The organism is Planktothrix sp. PCC 11201 (assembly GCF_900009135.1).
In the GTDB taxonomy this organism is placed as follows: domain Bacteria; phylum Cyanobacteriota; class Cyanobacteriia; order Cyanobacteriales; family Microcoleaceae; genus Planktothrix.
The window spans coordinates 518,787-536,544 of record NZ_LT797693.1 but is presented as its reverse complement, the minus strand read 5'-3'; the positions used below and the strand labels follow the sequence as shown (position 1 = coordinate 536,544).

Sequence of the window (17,758 nt, the reverse complement as noted above, 5' to 3'; positions counted from 1 at the left end):
GGGGTAATAAAATCTTAATAAAAATTAGCTGGCTGTCAATGATTTTAAACAATCATCAACAGATTGGTTGATCCCAAAAAGATGGCGACGAGTGTTTAACTGTCTCATAATTTGATGATTAATCAGTTTTAAAGATTCGGTTTGAGCTAGGGCTAAATTGCGGGGCATAAAATCCATCACACATAGACTTCCAATGGCAAAACCTTGATTATTGATTAAGGGAAACCCGCCATAAAAACGGATTTTAGGTTCGGATATAACCAGAGGATTATTAATAAATCGTTCATCTTTTAAGGTATCGGGAACAATCATGAAATCATCCTGTAAAATACAATGGGAAGAAAAGGCAATCTCCCGAGTCGTTTCGGGTGGCATCGGGCCAATAATCGATTTAAACCATTGGCGATCGCGATCGAGTAAACTAATCAAAGCAATGGGTGTTTTGCAAATATAGGTCGCTAGAAGGGTTAATTCATCAAAAGAAGGTTCCGCTTGGGTATCGAGAATTTGATAGTCATACAGGGCCTCTAATCGTTCTTTTTCGTTGTCTGGGATCGGAGCAGGTATCATAGAGAGGATTGAGTTGAAGTTCACTGTCACTATTGTATCGTAATTTTAGTTTTTAAGGTCAATGATCAAGTTTTATGATGTTCAAAAAAATTAAGTTTTTACAATCATCTGCGATGGTTTGGACAGGATTTTTGAGTGGTTTTATCTGGGCTAACTATTCTTTAATTTCGGTAAATGCTGAGATGATTTTTGGTTCCGGTGAAGGCAATGGTTCCTTTGGATTACTGAGTGATTTTGATGGTCAATACTTTTCAGGACAACAACAAATTGGTTATGAGTTTATCATTCATGAAACAGTTGAAGTGGATCAAATTGATTGGAATGGTCAATATTTCCCCGAGGGTCAACCTTTAAAGGATAAATTTTCCTTGAGAATTTTTAAAATGGTTGAGAGAGTCCCAGAAATTACCCCTAAAATTGAGGTGAAGTTAAGGGAAGTACGCCAAACTAAAACTAATATTGAACGGTTTTCCCATCCCGTATTTAATTATGTGGGTTCGGTGATCCCGTTTCAATTAGAAGCGGGACGTTATTTGCTATCTATTGTTAATAATACCCAGGGTCTTACGGATGACTGGTTATGGATGACCACTGACCCCAAAACCCAGTTACAGGATGCCGATCTAAAAATCTTTTTTCGAGATGGGGATGGCTTGGTTTGGAAAAGTGGCTTAACCGGAAAAATGTCTTTTACAATTTTTGGCAAACCCACCTCTAATTCTAATTAAAATTAGGCGTTTAATAGTATACTTATAAAAGTGGTTGTTAGGGGTTAATAAAGTTAGGTTGTATCTTCTGTAACCCAACTAATTACCACAATTTGATATCATAGTTGAAGTGCCAATCTCAATAATTTTGAAGTATTATGACTCTGAGTAAAACCGAAGCCAGACAACTTTTGGAACGCATGATTTTTGATGATGAACTCCCTAGAGACTGGGTACAGGATGTTTGGGATATGAGTCCCATTTTGGGAGAAAATGCCGCCAAACTGCTGGATGCTTTTGATCTGTTAATTGACTGTTGTTCTGAAGAAAAATTAGAAAATTTAGTTGAAAGTTTATATGATGAAATAGAAAATCAATAAATTGATTAATCAGTGGGTTGAGGTACCGCTCGATAGTTCCATTTAGATCAATATTCATCGTAAACAACCGAATTGATAGTGGTTATCAGGAATATTTTCTGGATTTTATATCAAGAATGGTTTAACGCATTGCTAACACAGAAAAATTAATTGATAAAGATTTAATATTTTCATCAATTAAAGTGGGATAACTGTCTTTAATTTTTTCAAAACCAATCTTTTTTTGCAGAAAGTCATTATTAGCTATTGAAAAATTAGAATCAAAAGTCCTACACCTACTAAGTACCAATTGGGAGCACTCTCCAAAGCACAGGCTTATCTTTTAACCATTCAACAAATCCAAATACAACAGGTTGAAATTTATAATTTTTCTGTTTTGCTAATTCCTTAAGCCATTCATTACTGGGAGGATATCGGTATAAAAAAACATCACTAAAGCGATTAAATTCTTCTACTGGTAGTTGAGATCCAAATATGCTAGAAGAATGAATTGGACAGGTAGCGCAGGAAGGTTGAAGGAGAATTTGTACAGTGGGTTTAAGTGAATGGCTTAAAGATAAAAGATGACCTACTCTTTCATCGCTAATCAAAAGAGGATGAGTCGTCTGATTAACAATTTTAGCAATAGCTATATTTTCTCCATTAATGCCAAGACTTTTATTATACCAAACTGTTGCTTGAGAGCTAACAGCGCAGGACAAGATACTTCCAGAAAGTAGGATAACTAAAAGTAATTGCCAAAATTTATGATGCCAAAAATTTAACGAAGGATTCGCTAAATGTTTCCCTAGTAAGTAAGCCATAGCAAGTTGAACTCCCAATAATCCAGGAATCATATATCGTAATGTTATCGAGCGCCTTCCTCCTAAAATCCAGTCGGGAATCATTAAAGGCAATGTGCTACTCGCAGTCAGAAGGACAATCAGTAACCAAACTGACATAGGCGTTTGACGACAAAGGCAATAAAGAGCATATACGCACAAGACTAACAACACTCGATGAATATAAAAATCCCAGGGATCTTGATTGACATCAAAAAAGATCCGACCAAGGTGCTGAATCCAGATATTCGTCAATTCTGAGCGTTTAACGCTATAAAGAAATGACCACTCCAGACCTTTTTCAGCTTGAGACTGATTAACAATTAGAATCCAAATATAAGGGACAAAAAATATAGCACTTACCAATAATGATATAATGTAGTTTCTGAGGATTTTTATATGACTAAAACCATAAACAAGAATAATATATAAACCCTGAGCAATCATCGTTAGTACACTCAGAAGAAAGGTATAAAAATTGATGACCACAGTAAAGGAATAAATACCCCAACTCATCCCCGTATTAAGTCGTATTGCCCGCAGTAAAGCTGCGTTTGAAAGTAAAGTTGTTACAACCCATAGACTGTATTGTCTTGACTCCTGGGCATAAACGACGTGAAATGGCGAAACGGCAATTAATCCGATCATTAAATATGTAGACAACCTGGAAGTAAAAACCCCTGTTTCAATAAATATCTCTTGACACAGCCAATAAGCACTGGGAAATGCCAGCAAGCTGAGTAACGCAGGTAACAACCTCGATAATGTTGGTGAACTACCAATTATATGAAACCAAATATTTGCCAAAATGTAGTATAACGGCGGATGCTGCGGGTCTTCCTTAACTAAACTTTTGACTGTATCAATTAAGCTTTTTGTTCCATCAGGGTGTTGATAGTGCTGGAGTTCCGTTACACTAACCACTGACTTTTGGGAAAAGTGCTGAACAACTTCTTGTTCAGTATAACCAGAAGCTCGTAGAGATGTTATGGCTTCATCGTACCAGTAAACTTTCTGGTCAAGATTAGTAAAGCGAAAAAATATGCCCAATATCAGCACAATCAGGAGGAAAAAACGCATAACAAAACTCCTATTTTATTATTATTGATCAATGATTTAACGCATTGCTAACACGGAAAAATTAATTGATAAAGATTTAACATTTTCATCAATTAAAGTGGGATAACTGTCTTTAATTTTTTCAAAACTAAAGGAGAAGTGTAAAGCGAATGATTTTCTGTCAAAATAGCTTCTAAAAAGAATTCTATAGAAGTATCAGTTTTGATACCCAATACATAACTATCTTCAAGATAGATATTTTCTAAACCTGGTAACTGCCAATAATTAAGTCTATCCATAATCTATAATTTTATATATCCCATTGAATTCGTGTATGATTCCCTGGACTTTTGCGAGTAACGTGATTTCCCCAGATATCTATCCTTTCGACATATTAACAATCATCGGAATTGAATTAAATAGGAGACAGAGGGGTTAATCAGAGAAATTGGAGTTTTCCCTAAGTTTAATCAGGTTCCCAAGGATTAAAAATTGTAATACTACACCCTTCAAAATCAGAAACATTCCGAGTAGCAAGAGTAGCTTGGCGAGTGTAACAAATACTGGCTATTTGAGCATCAGCTTGGGAAATTGGTTTACCCATTTGTCTTCTTTCCGTGGCAATTCTAGCAAAAGCGTTCGCTGCTGTTTCATCAAACGGTAAAATCCGCCCGGCAAAATCTTCAGCAAACATCAATTGAGCAGATTGGCTAAGTTCAGTTTGGCGTTTTCCAGAAGGCAACAAAGCAATTCCATAGAGAATTTCAGCTTGAGTGATAGTTGTTGTAAAAAGATTCATTATCGGTTGTGCTGCTACCCATTGACGAACCACTAACGAACCTTTTGAGTGCATCAGTTCAGACAATACATTGGTATCAAGTACAATCATATAAATCCTCAAAATTAGGGGGTTCGCGTAAAGGCTCCCTAGGAATAGTTGGAAGTTCAAAATTACCAAAATGGGCAAAACGTCGCTCGATAGCTAAGGCAAGATTTAGGGGTTCCATAGCATTTTCTGTCAAGACAACCCGGAGGATTTCTTTGGCTTCTTCTTCGAGAGAACGCCCATAGGATTCGGCTCGCTTTTGCAGGCGATTTTTCAGGTCATCATCAAAGTTTTGAATCGTGATATTGATCATAGTCAATTTAATTTATAAAGCTAGATTTTTTTGAAGATCAATATCAGGTTAGCATGATCTTAGTTCCGTAAATGTCATTTTTGCCTGATTCTATGTAGGTGAAATCTTTTAAGCCTAAACATTTATTATACCGAACAAATAGCTTTTATTGTTGAAAATTTCCCATTCCAGCAGAAGATATGCGGCAGATTGTCCACTTAACGCTATAATCTCTTGATTATTTCTTTTTTCTTTATAATCACAGACAGGCTCGACTGCGCCTAGTGAGGAGACACCGATGAACATACTTGGAATTTCAGCCTACTACCATGACAGCGCCGCGGCGCTCGTCTGTGATGGTAAGATTGTGGCCGCGGCCCAGGAAGAACGGTTTACGCGCAAAAAGCACGACCCAGGATTTCCCGCCAACGCCATCCGCTATTGTCTTCAGGAAGCGAACATCACCTTTTTTGAAATTGATCAGGTGGTTTTTTATGATAAACCCCTGGTGAAATTTGAACGACTCCTGGAAACCTACCTCAGCTACGCACCTCGCGGGTTTCGTTCTTTTATTAAGGCTATGCCCGTTTGGTTAAAAGAAAAACTTTACCTAAAATCCGTATTAAAAAAAGAATTATGCGCGATCGCAGGGGCTAAAAAAGCCAAACTTCCCCCCTTATTATTTACTGAACATCATCAATCCCACGCGGCTTCTGCCTTCTTTCCCAGTCCCTTTCAAAAAGCGGCGGTGATGTGTTTAGATGGTGTGGGAGAATGGGCAACAACCTCCGTTTGGTTAGGGGATGGTAATAGTTTAACCCCGGTTTGGGAAATCGATTTTCCCCATTCTTTAGGGTTACTTTATTCAGCTTTTACCTATTATACCGGGTTCAAAGTCAACTCCGGGGAATATAAATTAATGGGATTAGCTCCTTACGGGGAACCCATTTATGTTGATAAAATCCTCACCCATTTAATTGATTTAAAAGACGATGGTACATTCCGATTAAATCTGGAATATTTTAATTATGCCGTCGGTCTGACCATGACCAATACCAAGTTTGATCAACTGTTTGGTGGCCCGCCTCGCAAGCCGGAAACCCCCATTAGCCAACGGGAAATGGACATTGCTGCCTCGATTCAAGTGGTCACCGAAGAAGTGGTGTTGCGTCTAACCCGCAGTGTGCAGAAGGAATTAAACGTTGATTACCTGTGTTTAGCTGGAGGGGTAGCCCTCAACTGCGTGGCTAACGGCCGGATTTTGCGGGAAGGCCCCTTTAAGGATATTTGGATTCAACCAGCCGCGGGAGATGCGGGAGGGGCGTTAGGGGCAGCCTTAGCGGTTTGGTATCAATATCATCAGCAACCGCGCCATGTAGAAACCGATCTAGCCTTCGATGTTTCGGCGGAAAAACAATTAGAAACCAGTGCCGGATCAAAACCTGCGGTTGTGGCGTTAAAAACCCATCAAAAACGCTTGGATTATATGCAAGGTTCCTATCTGGGGCCGAAATTTAGTGATGCTGAAATTCAGGAGTATTTAGACAAGGTTGGGGCGAACTATTTACGCTTAGATGATCCCGAATTAATGCCCCGTCTAGCAGAAATTTTAGCCGCAGGAAACGTGGTGGGATGGTTTCAAGGACGGATGGAATTTGGGCCGAGAGCCTTGGGCGGACGTTCAATTATTGGTGATCCGCGCAATCAGAAAATGCAGTCGGTGATGAACCTAAAAATCAAATACAGAGAGTCTTTCCGACCCTTTGCCCCATCGGTGAGGGCGGAACGAGTTTCTGATTATTTTGAATTGGATCGCCCCAGTCCCTATATGTTAATTGTGGCTCCGGTTCAAGAGCGTTTAAGAATTCCCATGACCCCGGAACAGGAACAACTATTTGGGATTGAAAAACTTAATGTTCCCCGTTCAGAACTTCCCTCTATTACCCACGTTGATTATTCCGCCCGGGTACAAACCATTCACAAAGAAACCAATCCTCGTTATTATGATTTAATCCATCATTTTGAAAAACAAACGGGCTGTCCTGTAATCGTGAATACCTCTTTTAACGTGCGGGGGGAACCGATTGTTGGTAGTCCCGAAGATGCCTACCGTTGTTTTATGCGAACGGAAATGGATTATCTGGTTTTGGAGAATTTCCTATTAGCTAAAACGGAACAAACCCCCTGGCAAAAAGATGATTCTTGGCAAAAAGAATTTGAATTAGATTAGCGTTTCCCTCGTCCCTCTCGTTTCTAGGTTCTACCTAGAAATGCTTTATTGGTGGCTCTGCCACCCTCTATAGAGAAGGCGTGAACGCCTTACTACGACCCTTTAGATAGGAGGCGTGAACGCCTCACTACGGTTGAATTTAATTAACATTATGACTGATCACGATATTCCTCAACTTGACGCCAAAGGATTACGCGAATTCGGAATAACCACCGGAGCCATTATTATTGGCTTATTTGGTTTACTGTTCCCCTTATTATTGGGACATTGGCCCCCCCGCACTTGGCCTTGGGTATTGGGAACCGTCCTGATCCTTTGGGCCTTAATTTCCCCCAAAACCTTAAATCCCGTGTATCACCTCTGGATGAAGTTTGGGTTATTCATGGGAGCAATTAACAGCAAGATTATTCTCGGTGTCGTCTTTTACGTTATGATGGCTCCGATGGGATTTATTAAACGCCTATTCGGTTCTGATGCGATGCAGCGTGAATTAAATCCCAGCCTCTCAACCTATCGGGTTGCGAGTAAAGTCAGACCCAAAGAAAGTATGGAGCGACCGTTCTAGTGTTTGAAGCAACATTAGATTTTTTGAAGGATATTTGGGCGTTCATGAGAGAACGCAAAAAGTATTGGTTATTGCCTCTAATTATCACACTGGTTTTATTAGGGGCTTTGATTGTTCTAAGCCATGGTTCTGCGATCGCACCATTTATTTATACTTTGTTCTAAACGATGGGGCATTGGAAAACATGGGCATCAAATCTAGGACTAGCTTTAGGTAGTTTAGTCCTAGGTCTTGCGGTCGGAGAAATCGGTTTACGGTTAGCCAATATTCAGGGATTAAAAAAACTTCCTGAACCGGGTCATGCAGTTTTTTCTCCTTCCTTTTTTACCCAATCCGATCCTGATCGCGGTTGGTCGAATCGACCTGGGGCTAGGGGATTGTGGCAGTATGAAGGTGAATCCTATGTTGAAGTTAATAGTGATGGTTTGAGGGATAAGGAATATGCGATCGCTAAACCTAAAAACACCTTTAGAATTGCAATTTTAGGAGATTCTTTTACCTTGGCATCCCAAGTTCCCGCCGAAAAAAACTATACTTCGGTATTAGAAAAAACCTTGAGTAACTGCTCCAAATTCCAAGGTAAAAACATTGAAGTTCTCAATTTTGGAGTCGATGGCTATGGCACAGCCCAAGAATTAATCACCTTGCGGGAAAAAGTAGGAAAATATCACCCCGATTTAGTAATTGTTTCCTTTTTTATTGGCAATGATGTGATTGATAATTCCCGAAAATTAGAAAATAACTATTATCGGCCGTTTTTTGTCTATAAAAATGGTCAATTAGAACCGGATTTTTCGTTCCGTAATTTACCAATGGGGTATAGTAATCGCTATTTGATTACAACCGTTGATCATTTTCCCGATTGGTTAGTCAATAACTCTCGAATTTTACAGGTGGCAAAAAAAGCCGAATTAGAATATCGCAAAAATAATTTAGTTAAACACTCTAACGAATTAAGTGTTAGCACCTTTCGAGAACCTAAAGATGCGAATTGGAAAGAAGCATGGCAAATTACAGAAGATTTACTCACCTCAATGCAGCAAGAAGTCAAAAATAAAGAAGCTAATTTTTTATTAGTCATTATTGCCGATCCGATGCAAGTTTATAAAGATGAAGCCACAAGAAAATTCTTTCAAGTCTCTAATAAAATTGATAATTTATATTATCCCAATCAACGATTAAAAGATATCGGGAAACGGCATAATTTCCCTGTTTTAGACTTAGCCCCCGCTTTTCAATCCTATGCCACCAAAAATCAAACCTGTTTACATGGGTTTGAAAAAAATGGTACGCTTTGTGGGGGACATTGGAATCCAGAGGGACATCGTTTAGCCGCAGAATTAATTGCTAATCAATTGTGTGAAAATAAAACTGGATTATGAAGATTTGGAAATCGTTAATTTTAAATACGAGCCTAGTTTTTGGGAGTTTAGTCTTAGCAATTGTTTTGGGAGAAGTGGGATTAAGAATTGCGGGAATTGAACATCAACCGCCCCTTCCGGCGGACTCAAAATCTCTCGCTTACACCGTCAATGATCCCGAGCGGGGTTGGTCACCTCGACCGAATGCTAAAACAGTTTGGGCGGGGGAAGGAGAGGTTTCAGAAGTGAAAATGAACAGTTTTGGAATGCGCGATCGCGAACGAACTTTAGAAAAACCCACTAATAGTTATCGCATTGCTGTACTAGGGGATTCTTTTATGGAAGCATTGCACGTTCCCCTAGAAAAAACGGCATTATCAATCATGGAGACTCAATTAAAAACCTGCCCCATTTTAAAGGGAAAAAACATTGAAGTCTTAAATTTTGGAGTTCAGGGTTACGGGACTGCCCAAGAATTAATGACTTGGCGACATCATGCCCAACAATTTTCTCCCGATTTAGTAATTTTGGGTTTCTATCCTGGGAATGATATCACCAATAATTTTCGTGCCTTAGAACATGATCATTTACGTCCCTATTTTGTGGAAACAAATGGTCAGCTTGTGGAAGATGTATCCTTTAGAAAATTAAACCCTAATAGTATTGAACGAGATTATTATTTATTTTCTAAAATGGATCAATTACCTTATCCATTAATGACAAATTCTCGAATATTACAAGTGATGAGACAAGCGGAAATGGAATCTAAACGTCGTCAGTTGCAAAAAGACTATCGGGAAACGGAGATTAATTTTTATAAGGAACCCCCCGATCAAAATTGGCAACAAGCTTGGAAAATTACAGAACAGTTAATTACACTACTCAAGGATGAAGTTAAAGCTCAGGGAAAGGATTTTATGCTAATAATGGTAAGTGACTCTTTTCAAGTTCTGCCCGACCCCAAAAAACGTCAAGAATTTATGCAGAAACATCAAATTCAAGATTTATTCTACCCGAATAAGCGAATTGAAGCGTTAGGAAAACAAAAGGGATTTCCGGTTTTACAGTTAGCAGAACCCCTACGAAAAGAAGCAGAAAGAACCGGAAATTGTTTACATGGATTTGAGAATGCAGAAGTCTGTGGAGGACATTGGAACGTTCAAGGAAATCGCGTCGCAGGGGAATTAATGGCTAGTCAAGTTTGTCAACAACTGATGGGTCAAACCCAAAAGTCTCAACCGTAAAATTAAAATTGCTCTCGTAATTGTTATATAATAATGTAACGGTGTTTGTGCCTCGTCAAAAATTTTAATTGTTTTGGTTTTAATTTTCTCTTATTACTATGAAAAATTTTAAATTCTTGCCTCAAGTTAAACAAGGTCTAAAAATAGGGTTAATTAACTTAGTTGTTTTATTCGTTCTTTTAGAAATTGGCTCATTAATTTTTTATTATTCCAAGCATAAACAATTCTACTATACCCGGGAACGTACAGAGGATTTACAGAACTTAGGGATTAATTTAGAAGGGGTGAGAGTTGGGGAATCTGTAGTCGAGAGATTACATCCTTATTTTGGTTATGTGCAGAAACCCGGCCCCGATTTTAGACCCGGATTTAAGTATAATAACTATGGGTTTATTTCTCCCTACGATTACCCCTACATAAAAACCAATAAAAATCAAGTAATTGTTGGAGTTTTGGGTGGCTCCGTTGCGGGTAATTACTCAATTTATGAAGTTCAAAATAAGATTTTAGAGAAAAAACTCCAACAACTCCCTCAATTTAAAGGCAAAGAATTAATTATTATCTCTTTAGCCATTGGCGGGTATAAACAACCCCAACAGTTAATTACTTTAAATTATCTACTCTCCTTGGGGCAAAAATTTGATCTGGTGATTAATATTGATGGCTTTAATGAAGTTGCCCTCGCTAATATTAATAATCAAAATGGATTAGAATTTGCCATGCCCAGTTCATCCCATGTTCAAGCCTTAACGGGTTTAGCTAATAATAGTCTATCCACTCGGGCACTCAAAACCCTATTAAGAATTAAAGATAATAAACCTAAAATCAAAAATGCCTTAGAGACCTTAAAAGATTGTCCCCTGGCTTCTTGTAATGCGGTCATGTCCCTGTATGTTGAAGACTTAGTTAACAACTATCGCCGAGATGTGGCACGATTTGAACGGTATCGCCAGAAACCCTCGGAGGATGGTAGTTCGGCGGAGAGTGTGATTTATTTTTATATGCAATATCCCATTTTAACCGATGCCAAACTATTCCCAAAAATTGCTAATCATTGGGCTAAAAGTTCTATTTTAATCCATGAAGTTTTAAAAGAAAATAATATTCCCTATTTCCATATTTTACAACCTAATCAATATTATCCCACCCAGCGAGTGTTTAGTGAAGCGGAAAAAAAAGTTGCCTTTAGTCAAGATAGTCCCTATCAAGATGCTGTCAAAAAAGGATATCCCTTTTTGTTAAAAGAGGTGAAAGAACTCAAAGCTAATCAAATTAATTTCTTTGATGGGGTATCTATTCTCGATGATACTAAAGAACCAGCTTATATTGATAACTGTTGCCATTATCAGAAAATAGGAGAAAATATTTTATCGAATTTTGTTGCGGATTCAATTGTCAATACGCTGAAAAAGCAACCCAGTCCCTAATAGGTTTAATTTAATCCTTTACCTATCTAACGCAGCTAATTCGGCGCGACGTTGTTTTAATTCAAACTCTAGTTGTTGAATTTCCTGCATTAATTGTTGACGTCTTTTTTCTCCAGAGTCTTGCTGTCTAATAAAATAGGCATCAATTTCAGGCCATAATTGCACCCCCCAATCTTTACTCCCGGTTTTTAATTCGTTTAATACTTCCACACTTCCATCGGGTTCTAAGATAAATAAAGTATATAATCGTTCCGTAACATTCTGTTTTTGTTTCTTTTTTTCACAAAATAAATATAATCCGGGTTGTTGGGTGGATAATTGATCACATTGATTCACAAAACTACCTAAAATAGAATAACCATCGGTGCGACTTTTATCCAAACCATCGACTAATTTACACCAATTTCCAGTTTTGATTAAAAACCGAGTTTGCCAAAATCCTGGAGCATGAAAAAATGCTTCTTTGAGGTTAATTAAAATTGCTTGACTCATATAAAAAGGGAACAGGGAACAGGGAACAGGGAACAGGGAATAGGGCGAATTAGTTGTTAAAGTCTCCTTTAATTAGGGGGATTTAGGGGGATATTATTAAAATTGTGAATAGTTTGTTGATAAAATTTTTCTAATGCTGGGACACAACTTTTATCCTCATAGAGTTTCCATTGATTTTGTTTGATTTTTTCTCTAATTGCTAATCTCCATTCTAAATCTAATCCTAACTTTATTGCTATTTTAATATAATCTTCTCGATTTTGGGCAATGGTTTCTGTGATTCCTAATCGGTTTAATATGCCCGCAGACTGACGACTTCTCATCCATTCTCCCTCACAGGTAACTAGGGGAAGACAACAGGATAAACTATCTAAAGTGGTTAAAAAACCAGTAAATTGCAGAGTATCTAAGCCAATATTAGCTAAGTTATTAAGTTGTAAATAATCTAGTTTATCTAAACGGGGTAAAATCACACAATATTCTTGAATATCTAAGTTATGTTCGGCAAAAGAGCGGTTTAACCGTTGTTTAAACTTTTCGGTAATTGCAGCATTCCAATGGGCTATAAATACAAATTGAGCGGATTTTATCTGTTTAGCGATCGCCACTAATATTAAATCAAAATCTGGCAAATACTTAAATAAAGATTGACAGGATAAGTATAAAATAGCATCCTCTTTTAATCCAAAATCTAAACGGGTTTTTTGCAGTTCTAATAACGGAGGTTGAGCATAATTAATTCCTAAATTCGGCAAACAAAATAACCGCTCTGAATAATGGTTTTCAGCCCTGGGAGGTTCTAATAATTCCGCAGAAATAAAATAGTCAATCGTCGGTAAACCCGTAGTAATCGGATGTCCCCAAGCCGCACATTGAATTGGAGCAACTCGTAACCCGGCTATCTGGGTTAGTTGAGGGCACATCCCAATATCTAAAAATACCAGAATCTGGACTTGATCCGCTAAAATTTGCTCAACAATCGGCTCTAAATTGCCATAATTATGATAGAATTGATCACTATAAAGCTGAAATAAATTAGTAATGGCATCGGTTTCTTTTCCGGTATAATAACAATGGATTTCAAATTTAGTGCGATCGCAATCTCTCAACCATCCTAAAAATACTAACCCGACCGTATGCCAGGTTAAATGGGAGGAAATATAACCAACTTTGATTTTTTGACTAGCAGTTAAAGGGGGCAATAATAAAGGTTTTGTCCATTCAGGATAATTTGCTTGCATAATTCGATGGACAAATCCACCATATTGTTTTTGTAGCTCTAAATCATCATATCCCTGATATTGTAAATAAAAATGAGTTCCCCTAGCAATAGCGGTTAACGCCTGTTGTTTAACTTCTGAATCCTCTAAATCTGTTTGTTCAATTAATTTAACTAATTCTTCAGTAAAATGTTGTCGATACTTAAAAATTTCTGGAGAATGATCATATAAAATCGGTAACAAAGATTGTTTGGCAAATTTGACAGAAATATGATTCGGAAACCTATCAATAGACTGTTCAGCTATTTGCAATGCCGTTTGAATTTCTCCCAAATTTTGCCAAGCTGAAATTAAAGCTAAATATAATTCTATCCCATCAGGAAACCGTGGCAAAGCCTGTTCATAAATAGCAACCGCCTCCCACCATTGCTCTAAATTTTGATAACAGTTTCCCAATCTTAAATAAATTTCAACTGTTGCTAATGGAGTCTGTAAAATATTATGATAAAATTGAATAGCTGTTTCATACTGATCTTGAAATTCCGCCGCCAATCCCAAATAGAAATCCGCCCTTTCAGAATTTTGATTAACCCTGAATGCTAATCCCATCTGATATAATAAATCAGAATCATGGGGATGAATATTTAAGGCTGTTTCATAAAGAGCGATCGCATCTTCTACCCGATTTTGTCCTAAAAAAAGATTCCCTAACTTTAAATATCCCCTAGCTGTATAGGGTTGTCGATCTATCCCTTGCTGATAATAGAATTGTGCGGTTTGAAATTCTCCCAATTCTGCTAACAAATCACCCAATTTCAAACACCCATCTATCCCTTCCTTGTCTAAATCAATCGCCCATTTATAGGCTGAAATTGCTTCGGTAATATTCCCCAGTTTTTCCCAAACCCAACCCAGACTATAATATTGACTTCCTTGGGTTCCATCTAACAATAAGCAACGTTCTAAAATTTCCAATACTTGATCATATTTCTCATAGTAAAAATATACCCTAGCCAAACCTTGCAACGCCTGAATATTATCCTTATCCAACTCTAAAATACTTTGATATTTCGCCTGTGCAGACTCAAAATATCCCGCCTGTTCTAAGGCTAATGCCGAGGCATATAGCCCTTGAATAATACTAGATCGAGGATCATTCATATTCTGAAAACCATTCATAGGGTACGTCAAAAAAGTACACGCACCCTGTCCTAATCTTGATGGCAACTGCTATACCAAAAAAGTTAAGAACCCATACGCTGGGGCTGATTCCCCAGAGGCACAGGGCGATTTCCTAGGGGTCGATTTCCCAGGGGTCGATTTCCGGGTTGATTTCCTTGAGGACTGACCCCAGGCTGATTTTGCCGTTGAACCAGTAATTGATCGGAGGTGAGTTGATCCAACTTCATCGCCACCGTTTGACGAATTTGGCGATCGCTATTTTGTAAGGCTTGGGTTACACCCGTAATCCCCGACGCCTGAATATTCCCCAAAGCAAACGCCGCCCGAGCCCGCACTCCTGCATCCGGGTCATTCAACGCCTCTTTCAAAGCCGGAACCGCCACCGTACCCATGCGTTTAAGGGCGATTGCGGCGGCCAGTCGGACTTCCTCATCGGTATCTTGTAACGCCTGAATTAACGGAGGGATGGTATTTGGGGCCTCGGAACCGATGACTCCCAAGCCCAAAGCTGCCCCCTGACGAACGGCACTCTCAGGATGGTTTAATCCGGCTGTCAACTCCTGAACCGCTTGCTGTAAAGCCTCTGGGGAGGCTACGGTAATTTGTTTCAGGGCAACAGCAACATCCATCCGCACCGCCGATACCGGATCTTTTAAGGTCGCCAGCAACGCCGGAACCGCATCCACCGCATCCTGGGCCATCGCCCCCAAGGCAAAAGCCGCCCCCCGACGAATGCCTTCGTGGTCATCGCTCAAGGCTTCGACTAAAATCGGAATCGCCGGAGAACCCAAGGTTTTTAAGGTTTTGATGGCTTCTAAACGGTTGTGTCGGTTAGTATCAGTTAATTTTTGTAACTGATCAATCACCGCCGTGGTGGTCATAGCTTGGGTTTGAGCTTTCCCTGCAAACAATAGCACCATTGATAAACATAATAATGCTAGTTTTGCGGAATAAAACCCATTAAATTTGGTGTTGGTTTCCATAAAAAGTTCCCAAATTTTGTTTATAAATTAAAATCAAATCCGTTACTAAAAACGAAATCCAAATCGAAGGTTAACTGGGCAGGTAAAAATCCATCGTTAATCACTACACCCAAAATTCGTCCGTCTAATAATTCCACGATAATATCATTTAAGCCATCGCCATTGAGATCATTTTCTTGGGGTAACAAATCAAACCGATCTCTAAATAAGGAATTCGGATCAATTTGAGTTCCTAGCGGAACCGCAATTTTATCTCCATTAAACGGACTGGTTCCCGGTTCAAATTGTTGAATTTCATCCACATTCCGAACCCGAACACTGGCTTCACCCGGGTCAAAAATAAAGGTATCATTTCCTAAACCACCGATTAATGTATCAACCCCGGCATCCCCATCTACAATATCATTTCCCAGGTCACCAAATAGTATATCTCCATCTTCGTCACCATAAAGACTATCATTACCTTGACCGCCATAAATACTATCGGCATTAAACCCACCTTCTAAGACATCATCCCCGAAATTTCCGAAGATTAAATCATTACCAGCACCTGCAAAAATCCGATCATTATCTTGTCCACCAAAGAGGGTATCAAATCCATTGGATGCCACCAGAGTATCATTTCCTTGATTGCCATTAATTAGTAAATTATCGCTGATGTTAGAACTCTGTAAATTATCATTTCCTGCCAATAATAGTACACCGTCTGGATAGGCGGAAACCTGTCCAGAAAATAGAAGAACATTATCATCTTGGGGACTTGCTAAAAGGGCAAATACACCAGGAATTGTGCTAGGAGTGAGAAAATTAGCCATAGTTAAAACAGTCCTAAGTTATTTCTGAATAAACCTTACAGGGTTTTGGTTAGGTTAGCAAACCCCATGGGATAGAATTATAGATCAATACCGCTTGAGGCTCGAAATTGGGGAGGAAATAGCTGATAATCGGGATGGGAATAGATTTTATCATAAAAATTTTGATCGTTTGCTTGTCCTTCAAACATATTTTGACAGGTTTTTTGTTGAGTATGGAGTCGAAAATAAGATAGAGTTTCTTCGACAAAACCGACTTTAAATTGTGCCAATATTCTCCACCATAAATCTAAATCGACTAATTGATTTAATTGCGGGTCAAAACCTGCGACGGTTTTAAATAAGGATTTTCTTAATAAAACGGTGCTGGGTTCTCCAATTTTATTAATCGGATGTTGCCATAAATTCGGATCGTTTAGAAGTTCTTTTCCCCATTGAATTGATTTTAAATTAGACCAACTTTGATGTAAATTAGCAAATTGTTGATAAACTGCAATTAATTCTAAATTAATATTTTCTTGCTCAAGAAAAAACATTTCCCTAGGGGAAAAAACTAATCCAATATCGGGATCAGTTTCGGCTAAATCAACCATTTTTTCAATACAATTAGGCATTAAAATATCATCTTGATAGACAAATTTAATATATTTACCCTGGGATTGATTAATACAAAAATTGCTATTTTCAGCTAATCCTAAAGTCTGATGAGTTAAAATATTAATGGGAATAGAAGTTTGATTTTTAAAAGATTGGGCGATCGCGATCGTATTATCGGAGGAATGATCATCAGAAATAATTAATTCTATTGCTGAATAGGTTTGAGATAAAATACTAGATATCGCTTCAGCAATAAATTTTTCTCCATTATAACTCGGAATACAAACACTAACTAAAGGTAATTCTGGATTAAAACTATAATTAAATTTAACCTCACATATTTTTTCAGAAAGTTGATTAATAATTAAATCTTTTTGACTATTTCTAAATCCCAAAAACCCAGTTTCTTCAAGAAACCGAGTTTTTAATATAATTTCCGTTTCCCAAATTGCCTTTCTAAAAACAGATCCAATTTTTACCCCTTCTCGCTCATCTTCAAAATCTATGAATTGTTGAATCTGATTAACTCCATCAACCTCTAAATTATTATCTAAAATATTAATAGCTTCTGCCAAACCTTTCGGATACAAGATCACCGGATATTGTAGCCAAACAATATAATTACCCCGGGCTTGGGCAATGGCTTGATTAAAAATATCCTGACTATTAAAAGCAGGTTCAAAATATAAAATCTGATGCTCTTGCAAGTTTAAATAATTCAGAATATCAGCTAACTCAAAATCAAGTAAATTTCGATTTACTAAAACAATAAATTCATAACTGATCTCTAAATTATACTCTAAACTCCTAATTATATCTAATAAAAAATCCCCCTGTTGCCAGAAGGGAATAATCACAGATAGTTTTATCTTTTCTGTCTCTAAACTATTTGGCATAATCCTTAAACCAGTCCAGTATTGACAACTACAAAGCAGGCAAAACAAACAGTGTACCCCCTAGCAAAAAGTAACCCACCTCCCCTGCTCCCCC

Annotated in this window: 18 protein-coding genes; 8 read left to right on the top strand and 10 right to left on the bottom strand. The window is 38.1% G+C overall.

Going from position 1 to position 17,758, the window contains the following annotated elements; all coding sequences use genetic code 11:
• Positions 1-24: 24 nt before the first annotated feature.
• On the bottom strand, positions 25-570 hold the full coding sequence (locus PL11201_RS07310) for a GAF domain-containing protein (protein ID WP_079677909.1): 546 nt from the start codon (positions 568-570) through the stop codon (positions 25-27).
• 74 nt (positions 571-644) lie between these two features.
• On the opposite strand from PL11201_RS07310, the gene PL11201_RS07305 reads away from it, so the two are divergent.
• Positions 645-1,298, top strand: coding sequence for a hypothetical protein (locus PL11201_RS07305; RefSeq protein ID WP_079677908.1), 654 nt, complete (start codon positions 645-647; stop codon positions 1,296-1,298).
• Between the two features lie 137 nt (positions 1,299-1,435).
• On the top strand, positions 1,436-1,657 hold the full coding sequence (locus PL11201_RS07300) for a hypothetical protein (protein ID WP_079677907.1): 222 nt from the start codon (positions 1,436-1,438) through the stop codon (positions 1,655-1,657).
• Between the two features lie 278 nt (positions 1,658-1,935).
• Here PL11201_RS07300 and PL11201_RS07295 read toward each other — a convergent pair whose 3' ends face one another.
• The 4 genes from PL11201_RS07295 to PL11201_RS07280 form a co-directional block, all read right to left on the bottom strand.
• Positions 1,936-3,558, bottom strand: coding sequence for a glycosyltransferase family 39 protein (locus PL11201_RS07295; RefSeq protein WP_079677906.1), 1,623 nt, complete (start codon positions 3,556-3,558; stop codon positions 1,936-1,938).
• A 92-nt stretch (positions 3,559-3,650) separates the two neighbouring features.
• Positions 3,651-3,836: a hypothetical protein gene (locus tag PL11201_RS07290; protein ID WP_079677905.1), complete on the bottom strand. Its 186-nt coding sequence runs from the start codon at positions 3,834-3,836 to the stop codon at positions 3,651-3,653.
• 167 nt (positions 3,837-4,003) lie between these two features.
• Positions 4,004-4,426, bottom strand: coding sequence for a type II toxin-antitoxin system VapC family toxin (locus tag PL11201_RS07285; protein ID WP_079677904.1), 423 nt, complete (start codon positions 4,424-4,426; stop codon positions 4,004-4,006).
• Entirely contained in the window at positions 4,413-4,676 is a 264-nt protein-coding gene (locus tag PL11201_RS07280; protein ID WP_079677903.1) for a FitA-like ribbon-helix-helix domain-containing protein, read from the bottom strand. The genes PL11201_RS07285 and PL11201_RS07280 overlap by 14 nt, the downstream gene beginning before the upstream one ends.
• A 277-nt stretch (positions 4,677-4,953) precedes the next feature.
• Between PL11201_RS07280 and PL11201_RS07275 the strand changes: the two genes are divergently transcribed.
• The 6 genes from PL11201_RS07275 to PL11201_RS07255 all read left to right on the top strand — a co-directional run bounded on the left by PL11201_RS07275 (position 4,954) and on the right by PL11201_RS07255 (position 11,482).
• The gene (locus PL11201_RS07275) at positions 4,954-6,885 is read left to right on the top strand and encodes a carbamoyltransferase family protein (RefSeq protein WP_079677902.1); all 1,932 of its coding nucleotides are present in this window, start codon (positions 4,954-4,956) and stop codon (positions 6,883-6,885) included.
• Positions 6,886-7,036: 151 nt separating this feature from the next.
• Entirely contained in the window at positions 7,037-7,450 is a 414-nt protein-coding gene (locus PL11201_RS07270) for an SxtJ family membrane protein (RefSeq protein WP_079677901.1), read from the top strand.
• Positions 7,450-7,614 (top strand): DUF5989 family protein, encoded by a 165-nt coding sequence (locus PL11201_RS26755; RefSeq protein ID WP_087882252.1) that lies wholly within the window; start codon positions 7,450-7,452, stop codon positions 7,612-7,614. Before PL11201_RS07270 ends, PL11201_RS26755 begins: the two co-directional genes overlap by 1 nt.
• Positions 7,615-7,617: 3 nt before the next feature.
• Complete coding sequence (locus PL11201_RS07265) at positions 7,618-8,832, top strand: SGNH/GDSL hydrolase family protein (RefSeq protein ID WP_079677900.1); 1,215 nt, start codon at positions 7,618-7,620, stop codon at positions 8,830-8,832.
• Positions 8,829-10,055, top strand: coding sequence for an SGNH/GDSL hydrolase family protein (locus PL11201_RS07260; protein ID WP_079677899.1), 1,227 nt, complete (start codon positions 8,829-8,831; stop codon positions 10,053-10,055). The genes PL11201_RS07265 and PL11201_RS07260 overlap by 4 nt, the downstream gene beginning before the upstream one ends.
• A 98-nt stretch (positions 10,056-10,153) precedes the next feature.
• Positions 10,154-11,482 (top strand): hypothetical protein, encoded by a 1,329-nt coding sequence (locus tag PL11201_RS07255; protein WP_079677898.1) that lies wholly within the window; start codon positions 10,154-10,156, stop codon positions 11,480-11,482.
• Between the two features lie 18 nt (positions 11,483-11,500).
• Here PL11201_RS07255 and PL11201_RS07250 read toward each other — a convergent pair whose 3' ends face one another.
• The 5 genes from PL11201_RS07250 to PL11201_RS07230 all read right to left on the bottom strand — a co-directional run bounded on the left by PL11201_RS07250 (position 11,501) and on the right by PL11201_RS07230 (position 17,664).
• A complete protein-coding gene (locus PL11201_RS07250; RefSeq protein WP_079677897.1) occupies positions 11,501-11,974 on the bottom strand; it encodes a hypothetical protein in 474 nt (157 codons plus the stop codon).
• Between the two features lie 68 nt (positions 11,975-12,042).
• Positions 12,043-14,355, bottom strand: coding sequence for a tetratricopeptide repeat protein (locus PL11201_RS07245; protein ID WP_079677989.1), 2,313 nt, complete (start codon positions 14,353-14,355; stop codon positions 12,043-12,045).
• A gap of 83 nt (positions 14,356-14,438) precedes the next feature.
• Positions 14,439-15,359 (bottom strand): HEAT repeat domain-containing protein, encoded by a 921-nt coding sequence (locus tag PL11201_RS07240; RefSeq protein ID WP_079677896.1) that lies wholly within the window; start codon positions 15,357-15,359, stop codon positions 14,439-14,441.
• Between the two features lie 20 nt (positions 15,360-15,379).
• Positions 15,380-16,174: a calcium-binding protein gene (locus PL11201_RS07235; protein ID WP_079677895.1), complete on the bottom strand. Its 795-nt coding sequence runs from the start codon at positions 16,172-16,174 to the stop codon at positions 15,380-15,382.
• A 77-nt stretch (positions 16,175-16,251) separates the two neighbouring features.
• Positions 16,252-17,664 carry a glycosyltransferase gene (locus tag PL11201_RS07230; RefSeq protein ID WP_079677894.1) on the bottom strand — a complete coding sequence of 471 codons (1,413 nt, stop codon included), beginning with the start codon at positions 17,662-17,664 and terminating at the stop codon, positions 16,252-16,254.
• Positions 17,665-17,758: the final 94 nt, after the last annotated feature.